General features: G+C 38.6%; 9 protein-coding genes. All 9 read left to right on the forward strand.

The genetic code is table 11. The features are described from left to right. Positions 1 to 101 precede the first annotated feature (101 nt). The 9 genes from F7734_RS60280 to F7734_RS60320 all read left to right on the forward strand — a co-directional run bounded on the left by F7734_RS60280 (position 102) and on the right by F7734_RS60320 (position 5,466). Complete coding sequence (locus tag F7734_RS60280; RefSeq protein WP_155753682.1) at positions 102 to 683, forward strand: hypothetical protein; 582 nt, start codon at positions 102 to 104, stop codon at positions 681 to 683. Positions 684 to 688: 5 nt separating this feature from the next. Then, a complete protein-coding gene (locus F7734_RS60285; RefSeq protein WP_155753683.1) occupies positions 689 to 958 on the forward strand; it encodes a hypothetical protein in 270 nt (89 codons plus the stop codon). A gap of 99 nt (positions 959 to 1,057) precedes the next feature. After that, on the forward strand, positions 1,058 to 1,309 hold the full coding sequence (locus F7734_RS60290; RefSeq protein ID WP_155753684.1) for a helix-turn-helix transcriptional regulator: 252 nt from the start codon (positions 1,058 to 1,060) through the stop codon (positions 1,307 to 1,309). A 203-nt stretch (positions 1,310 to 1,512) separates the two neighbouring features. After that, positions 1,513 to 1,671 (forward strand): hypothetical protein, encoded by a 159-nt coding sequence (locus tag F7734_RS60295; RefSeq protein WP_155753685.1) that lies wholly within the window; start codon positions 1,513 to 1,515, stop codon positions 1,669 to 1,671. 390 nt (positions 1,672 to 2,061) lie between these two features. Then, the gene (locus F7734_RS60300) at positions 2,062 to 2,319 is read left to right on the forward strand and encodes a prevent-host-death protein (protein WP_155744367.1); all 258 of its coding nucleotides are present in this window, start codon (positions 2,062 to 2,064) and stop codon (positions 2,317 to 2,319) included. After that, positions 2,316 to 2,699, forward strand: coding sequence for a type II toxin-antitoxin system VapC family toxin (locus tag F7734_RS60305; RefSeq protein WP_155753686.1), 384 nt, complete (start codon positions 2,316 to 2,318; stop codon positions 2,697 to 2,699). The genes F7734_RS60300 and F7734_RS60305 overlap by 4 nt, the downstream gene beginning before the upstream one ends. Before the next feature lie 362 nt (positions 2,700 to 3,061). Beyond that, positions 3,062 to 3,643 carry a hypothetical protein gene (locus tag F7734_RS60310; protein ID WP_155753687.1) on the forward strand — a complete coding sequence of 194 codons (582 nt, stop codon included), beginning with the start codon at positions 3,062 to 3,064 and terminating at the stop codon, positions 3,641 to 3,643. Between the two features lie 4 nt (positions 3,644 to 3,647). Further along, the gene (locus F7734_RS60315) at positions 3,648 to 4,130 is read left to right on the forward strand and encodes a chemotaxis protein CheW (protein ID WP_155753688.1); all 483 of its coding nucleotides are present in this window, start codon (positions 3,648 to 3,650) and stop codon (positions 4,128 to 4,130) included. After that, complete coding sequence (locus F7734_RS60320; protein ID WP_155753689.1) at positions 4,111 to 5,466, forward strand: protein-glutamate O-methyltransferase CheR; 1,356 nt, start codon at positions 4,111 to 4,113, stop codon at positions 5,464 to 5,466. Before F7734_RS60315 ends, F7734_RS60320 begins: the two co-directional genes overlap by 20 nt. The last annotated feature ends 50 nt before the right edge of the window (positions 5,467 to 5,516 follow it).

The following is a 5,516-nucleotide window of genomic DNA, read 5'->3' on the forward strand; positions in this document are numbered from 1 at the left end:
GGTTAGGGTGGGGTAAAAAATATTTGATACATCAATCATGACTTTTCAAACATCCTCTTAAGAAAAATTTTTGATAAACCTTTCGTTTAATATAGCTTGGGATGACAAAAAATCAATTTACTTACCTTAAATATGCTGACTGGCAAGTGATTAGTAACCTGTTACAGTGGCAAAATAAAATACAAGATTATTTGATGGAATTTTATGGTGCTGATAGAAATAATATTTTAGGAACTAAATTTGGAGATTGTGCAAGTAAGTCGTTGGAATTACTGGAAGTCGCTAGGGACGAACGTACTAAATTTAGAGGAGTTTTAAATAATAACATACTTCAATCTGGTGCAATTGTTGAAGACAGAGTTGGAGAAATTTATCTGTATGAGGGTCAACAACATTATGTACTTTTAGATATAGTCTGCACTGCACCTTGGAATTGTTTACCTCAAACCGTATCAGAAACTTGTAAGGGTGCTGCTGAATGGTTGATAGCAGATATTATTCAGGAAATAACTTCTTCTCCCAACAGAGTTCGTGGAATATTTAAAGTTGCTGCTATACCTAGAGCTATTGAGTTTTATAGAAGAGTTGGCTTTGAAGAAAATCCAGATGGTTCTAGGGAGATGATATTAACAGAGGAAAGAGCGCTACAATTTTTACAAGAGCATTTTATACGGTGGAGATAAAAATTATGCAAAAACCAATTAATAATCAAGCTAAAGAAATAGAAGAACTAGAGGGTAGTCCTTGTACGGGAAGAGAACTATCGGATGAACAGGCATTGCAAATATATGACTACTATTTAAGTGGCGAATACCTCATTCGGAATTTAGAAATAGTGCGAGAGGAAAAACAAAAAGCATTAGAAGGACTTGCCCACCTAGAAGCAATAGAACAAAGCATACTAGATAGAATGCAAAAGCAAAACATTAGTATTCAATCTGACCAACAAAATGGTTAAGATGCAAAGCAATATGCTCACCCTAGGTATTTAAGTAATTTTCGGTCGAGACAGGCTTTATGAGGAGTATATAGAGGAATTGAAGAAAGAGGGCAAGTTATGACAGGACATAAACCATTTTCAGAACTTACAAAAGATTTTTCGCCGGAACGAAAGGCAAAAATCGCTTCTTTAACCAACCAGTTGCAAGAAGAAATGACCCTTCAGGAACTGCGCGAAGCCCTTAACCTGCACCAGACGGATTTAAGCGAGCGGCTTGGGATTAAGCAGGCTGCGGTATCCCGCATGGAAAACAGAAAGGATATCCACCTCAGCCACCTCAAGAAAGTGATAGAAGCGATGGGCGCTTAACTGGTGATTATGGCGCGTTTTCCAAATATGGAAGTGTTAATAAACCATGTCGCGTTACAAAATAACGAAATTTAACCAAACTTTAAACTAGCAGCTGCGATCTTGCAGGTCGATAGGGGAACAATATGGCAGGCAACAGCTTGTCACTTTAGGGACTAGCTGTTACCAGACAAGTTCTCTATGCAGCTTAAGGAGTTTTGGCATTGACCAGATACGAACCACTCAATCTAGATCGTTCGCGATCGCATGGCAGCGCCGCCGTACCCGGCTTATCGCACCTACAGTTACATTTTCGTTCAAACGTTCCCGTTCTTGAAACTGTTCGAGAACCTATGGTTGATAAATATATGGGGTTTAAATAGTTTCTCGCTGCTTTGACATGAAAATCGACGCGCTCGGATGCTTCAAATGACTAAATATTATGAGCCAATAGTATAAAATATACATTGATACTTGTTGTTTCAATCGTCCATTTGACCACCAAACCCAATTCCGTATTTATTGAGAAGCACAGGTAGTTATGACAATTCTGAACCTTTGAAAACATACCCTAGTTCCTAGCCCCTAATCTCTATGCTTTCTGTCATTCTTCCTCAAAGATTTGGGGAACTAAAACAAGCAGAAGAATGATTTCAAAAGTTTGTACTGCATATTGGGATAAAAATGTGATACAATGTTAACCTCAATGTTAAGTACCAATCATGCAAGTTCTAAAGCTGTAAATCTGGGTCAAAATATTCATATCAATAGCTATGTCAACAAGAACGCTCGATCTTCAACAATTACAAATCAGTGTTAGTGAGTTGCTCTCCTTGATTCAAGATGACAAAGAAATAGTCATTACTAATGGTAGTACTCCTGTTGCTAGATTGACTCTACTTAATCCTGTTGCTCAAGTCATCAGTGAATCAGAAAAAAAACCTCTACCTGGATTAAATTTAGGTGCAATGGAAATGAGTAATGATTTCGATCAACCTTTATCCGATGAATTTTGGTTGCAAAATTCATGAATTTACTATTAGATACACATACCTTTATTTGGTGGGATAGCGAGCCAACAAAACTTTCTAAGCAAGCATTAGACTTATTAGCAGATAAGAATAATATTAGGTTATTAAGTGTTGTAAGTCTCTGGGAAATCCAAATTAAACACCAGTTAGGTAAACTAACACTAAATAAACCTTTAGGTGAAATTATTGCTAGTCAACAAAAAAATTATATCGAAATCTTACCAATAACCGTTGCTCATGTTTTAGCTTTAGACGGTTTGCCTCTCTATCATAAAGATCCTTTTGACCGATTACTAATTGCTCAAGCTAATATAGAAAATGCTGTGCTAATTAGTTGTGATGCTGTTTTTACTAATTATTCAGTTCAGGTAGAATGGTAGCTCATGCTATGCAATGAAAGGATTTCTGAGAAGTCAATCATGAATACTAGCCTTGGCGATGTGGATTTATAGTCGATGATGAGCAGTTATAGCAATACTGCAAGGGCTGAGAGTTTTTATAGGTTGGGTAAACCCGTGTGCAAAACCCAACAAATGCTTGTAAATGTTGGGTTTCGTTCCTCAACCCAACCTACGTATTTTCGTATTTTTAAGCAAAACCTACGCAGTTAGATCTCTGTGCTGTTAGTCACGATCTGGTTCAGATTTTTCTTCCTCACAGTGAACCCCATACTTCTAGACGCCGTGAAGCAGGAGTTAGTGAAACTCTCACTATTGAGCAACTATTTGATTATATACAATGTGTGAATCAACAGATTCAGGAGCATTGCCTTGATGATTCTGCTCTTTTCACAGAAGTAGATTTATTGATTATTCAAGAAGCGATCGCAGCCACTATTTGCGCTTACGATCCAGACGAACAAGCGATTTATCAACCCGCTCTCTATGATAATGAAAACCCCCTATCACCCGTTGCTCGCATCCTCGCGCTTGCAGATATTAGTTCGTTAGGAATGGAAGGGGTAGATTCTTACAATCAAGAGGGTAGTCTTCTTGTGCTAGAGGAAAACCCCGATCTTATCCCTATTCTTTTAAATCAAGAGACTAAAACTCAAGCGGTAGATAATTCTGAACTTTTAGAGAATATCCGTCAACGTCTTCTCAAACGTGCTAGGTTCCAGGTCAACTTTGCTAAATCAAGGTTAAAAAGGTATCCGCAGGAAGTTGCTAGCTTTCCTACAGAAGTCATTCCAATTTTGAAGAGTAATGTCTTCCGATATTTAACACCTGAAACTATTCAAGAAATTGAATCAACGACTCCTACGAGTGAAGACACTAATCTTGAAGTATTAGTCAATTTTTTTAGATTTAAGCCTAACCCCTAAACCGATGTTATTATTACTTTTCAATATAGGAACTAATTCATATGCTATTGAAAGTTCTCATGTGGTTGAAGTGATCCCCAGAGTTGCTTATAGGGAAGTTCATCACGTCCCCAAATATGTTACTGGTTTATTTAATTATCGAGGAGCTATTGTACCAGTTATTGATTTGTGTCATTTAATTCGAGGAACACCCAGTCAAACACATTTAAGTACCCGTGTGATTATGGTCAGCTATCCTTGTAAAAACAATACATTGCAATACGTTGGTTTGATGGCAGAACGAGTTGTCAAAACTCTAAACAAGCCAAAAACTGAGTTTATCCCCTCCGGGCTGCAAGCACACGAAGTTCCCTATTTAGGTGAGATGATTATGGATGAAAAAGGCATGATTCAGCATATTCATCTAGAGAGGTTATTCATCAATCTACGGCAGATAAATTTGTTAGAACCAGAAGAGGTAAAGACAAATGACATTAACAGCTATTGAAACTATTTTAAGTCAAAAAATTGGAATTGATGCTAGTATCATTGGCTCTCGCAAAATTGCTAGAGCAGTGGATAACCGCCTCTCTGCTCGTGGAATATCTAATTTAGAAACTTATCTTAAGCTTCTACAAAGCTCTTCACAAGAATTTGAAGAACTTGTGGAACAAATCGTTGTTCCAGAAACTTGGTTTTTTCGCGATCGCAAATCCTTTGATTTTCTCATCAACTTTGTGCGTACCGAGTGGTTACCCAGATTCGCTCACACCCAACTTCGTATTTTGAGTGTACCTTGTTCTAGTGGTGAAGAACCTTACTCAATCGCTATTGCCCTCATAGAAGCAGGGTTACCTACAAATCGGTTTACCATTGATGCTATCGATATTAGCAAACACGCGATCGCCAAAGCAAAACGAGCAATTTATGGCAAAAATTCATTCCGTGGTGAAGAATTTGTTGAACGCAACCGCTATTTTCAGCAAACAGCCGAGGGATATGAAGTTATTCCATCTATCCGCAGTCAAGTCAATTTCCGACAGAGTAATATTTTGAGTGCATTTTCTGTTGTTCAAGCCAAGTATAATATAGTATTTTGCCGCAATCTATTAATTTATCTAGAACCATCTACCTGTACTCAAGTCGTCAATATTCTCGATCGCCTGTTGCTACCTGATGGGTTGCTTTTTGTTGGTGCTTCGGAAACTGGAAAAATCAAAAGCGATCGCTTTACATCCATTCGCCAGTCTTTTACCTTTGCCTACCGTAAAGTTGAAAGTAACCAAGCGCCACTGCAAAAAACAGAATTAGAAAGAGACAAACACCTACAACTTAACAAGTGCGATCGGCTGTACCCAGCCGATCGCGAAGCGCAAGCCGTACCCGGCTATCGCCCTTGGCGCAAGCCGTACCCGGCTTATCGCAAGCCAACCACGCAATCGTCTTCTGTTGCCAAGAATACACCCACCATTTCTACCATTAGTTGCGCTAAAACACAACCAGCTATTCATCAAACAAACATCACAAAACCCGATGTGAGTCTTGAAATAGCCAAACAATTAGCTGATGAAGGACAAGTGGAAGCAGCAATTAATCATTGCCAGCAATATCTTAATAGCAAGCAAACTAGTGCTGAAGCCCATGTTTTACTGGGTACACTACATCAAGTAAAAGCTGAGTATACTCAAGCTGAACGGTGTTTCCAAAAAGCCCTTTACCTCAATCCAAACTGTTACGAGGCATTGATGCACCTTGCGCTTATAAAAGAACATCGTGGAGATATAGTTACTGCATCCATTCTTCAGCAACGAATTCAAAAGTTGGGGATAGGGAGTAGGGAGTAGGGAATTATTTTTAACCCCTAATCCTAGCCCCTAACCCCTAACCCCTAGCC

It is taken from the genome of Scytonema sp. UIC 10036 (genome assembly GCF_009725235.1).

Coding starts and splice junctions, on each gene's coding strand:
- F7734_RS60315 (WP_155753688.1), top strand. CDS start 3,648: ATGTTATTATTACTTTTCAATATAGGAACTAATTCATATGCTATTGAA.
- F7734_RS60285 (WP_155753683.1), top strand. CDS start 689: ATGCAAAAACCAATTAATAATCAAGCTAAAGAAATAGAAGAACTAGAG.
- F7734_RS60305 (WP_155753686.1), top strand. CDS start 2,316: ATGAATTTACTATTAGATACACATACCTTTATTTGGTGGGATAGCGAG.
- F7734_RS60320 (WP_155753689.1), top strand. CDS start 4,111: ATGACATTAACAGCTATTGAAACTATTTTAAGTCAAAAAATTGGAATT.
- F7734_RS60300 (WP_155744367.1), top strand. CDS start 2,062: ATGTCAACAAGAACGCTCGATCTTCAACAATTACAAATCAGTGTTAGT.
- F7734_RS60280 (WP_155753682.1), top strand. CDS start 102: ATGACAAAAAATCAATTTACTTACCTTAAATATGCTGACTGGCAAGTG.
- F7734_RS60290 (WP_155753684.1), top strand. CDS start 1,058: ATGACAGGACATAAACCATTTTCAGAACTTACAAAAGATTTTTCGCCG.